At 36.2% G+C, this 2,018-nt stretch carries 4 protein-coding genes and 1 pseudogene; all 5 read right to left on the bottom strand.

The annotated features are described in order from the left end of the window. Window positions 1–204: pseudogene (locus BO26_RS18345) on the bottom strand (DUF6392 family protein); the annotation flags it as partial. Window positions 205–269: 65 nt separating this feature from the next. Beyond that, on the bottom strand, window positions 270–740 hold the full coding sequence (locus tag BO26_RS18340) for a DUF6392 family protein (protein ID WP_338049159.1): 471 nt from the start codon (window positions 738–740) through the stop codon (window positions 270–272). Window positions 741–845: 105 nt separating this feature from the next. Continuing rightward, window positions 846–1,298 (bottom strand): DUF6392 family protein, encoded by a 453-nt coding sequence (locus BO26_RS18335; RefSeq protein WP_036774029.1) that lies wholly within the window; start codon window positions 1,296–1,298, stop codon window positions 846–848. A gap of 44 nt (window positions 1,299–1,342) precedes the next feature. Next, window positions 1,343–1,600: a colicin E3-like toxin immunity protein gene (locus BO26_RS18330; protein ID WP_036774026.1), complete on the bottom strand. Its 258-nt coding sequence runs from the start codon at window positions 1,598–1,600 to the stop codon at window positions 1,343–1,345. Between the two features lie 8 nt (window positions 1,601–1,608). Continuing rightward, a partial coding sequence (locus tag BO26_RS18325; protein WP_201771291.1) for a colicin E3/pyocin S6 family cytotoxin occupies window positions 1,609–2,018 on the bottom strand: 410 nt, incomplete at its 5' end.

The raw sequence follows: 2,018 nt of genomic DNA, 5'->3' as shown, positions 1-2,018 counted from the left end.
TCGTCAAACAAAGTTAATGTAATTTCTTTTAATCGCTTTCCTTCCCGATGGAAAGACAGAAAGACGCCTTCTTTAACCATATCCAAGCACACTACCACCGGCAAAACCACTTGGTTTAGTTTTATAAGGAATTAGCCCCTCATCATAAATATCCTGGTAAGTTCTACCTAAACTATTAATTAACGATTCAACATTAACCGTCATTATTTTTACATCCCCTTCTCTGATGTATCTTAGACTTAGATTTTCAAATTTTTCACAAGAAAAAATTATATTTCCCTCTCAAAAACCAATCCTCGAACACGCAAATCTTTTAAATATAGGACACGAATATTTGTATCAGGGTATACAGATTGAAGTTTACGAATATAACAATCATGTCCGCCGACAACACCAATAACAGGAATGTTTGTTTCCTCTGAGGTAACATCAGGTTCCCCTAGCAAAGCTCTAACAGCAACTTTATCCATTGATAGAGTAAACGGAGGAGGCATTTCCCCATGATACATTTCACTATTTCCAGAACGTCTAGAAATACTAATCAATGTAAATTCAACTGACCTTAATTTCCTCGATTTATCATCGAATACCAAGATAAGACCAGCCTTAGGTTCATAATTAAACGTATCAGCTCCTTCAAAAAGGTATTCAAATTTATTAACTGAAATAACCTGATTTTCAATCAGTTGATCTACAGTTTTCCCCAAATTATTAATTAACTCTTCAACACTGATCGTCACTATTTATATAACCTCTTTATTTATATCTAACCTCTAGCATATAAACATGGATAACGGCTTATTAACCGCTATCCAATAAAAATAAAAAAACACTCCAGAAGACGTTTATTCAAAACGTTCAAATATTAACGCATGTACCCTTAGATCAGCTAAATAGAGAAGACGAACTTTCGTATTAGGATATTGCTCATTCAACGTATAAGAATCATATCCACCCACCATGCCAATGACAGGGATTTTTTCTGGGCCACCAGCAGAATCTGGTTCCCCCATAAGGGCTCTAACAATTGTTCTATCCATTGAACGTAAAAATGGATAAGGCAATTCTCCATTATATTCTCCACTACCCTCATAAGCATTAATAAGTGTAATTTGTACAGATTTTAATATTCTTGAATCAGCGTGAAACACTAATGTAAGGCCAACATCAGGTCCACAATCGAATGTATCAGCATTCTCAAACAGAAACTCAAACTTTCCTGCTGGAATAAGCCGTCTTTCAACGAGTTGTTCGGCTGTCTGCCCTAAACTTTTAATAACTGCCACAGTATCTAGCATTATTCATACCACCCTTGTTCTTTGTTCATCCGTTGAGTTTCTGTTTACCACAAATCTCGATAATCAAAAGAGATTTGATAATCATAAGCTAATAAATCAATTTGATGCCTGAAATGGGGCTGTAGAATAATCACCCATTTAGATTCCACATCAAAGCCGCCGTTATTTATATTATCTTCTGTTGATATGCCTAATCCACTAACCATAACATCAGCATTATCTTTAAAATCTTTAGAATATTCACATCCTTCCCCTAATTCTGTTTGTTTGTCAAACCACTCCAATCTTAATTTTAATCCCATTATATACCTCACAAATATTGTTTAATGTTTCGCCCTTTGATCGCAGGTTTTAGCTCTTTCCCTGTCTTATAATCTATAGAGTAAAGGTGCTCACCATCACTTACTCGGTAAACTTCCAATTCACCATGCTGAGAGTCCCATTCATAAATTCTGCGGCCTTTACTATCTACCCATCTATCCCGTTTACCACCCCCATTTTGTTTTGGAGTTTTTTTCTTAGCTGACCGTAACCCAGAAACACCAGTAATTTCCTCTGTTTTTGGGGCAGGATAATAATTGTGTCCATCTTGTGGTAATCCATTTCTAGACTTACTCAAATACACATACACCGGTGGCATATTCGGGATGGGAAATACCAGAATATAATCACGAAAATCCTTTTCTTCCGGCATCGGGAGCGATTCAATATCGCTGCCCA

The organism is Photorhabdus australis DSM 17609 (assembly GCF_000711895.1).
Lineage (GTDB): Bacteria > Pseudomonadota > Gammaproteobacteria > Enterobacterales > Enterobacteriaceae > Photorhabdus > Photorhabdus australis.
The sequence above is the reverse complement of the archived record's forward strand: the minus strand, read 5'-3'. Positions and strand labels throughout refer to the sequence as shown.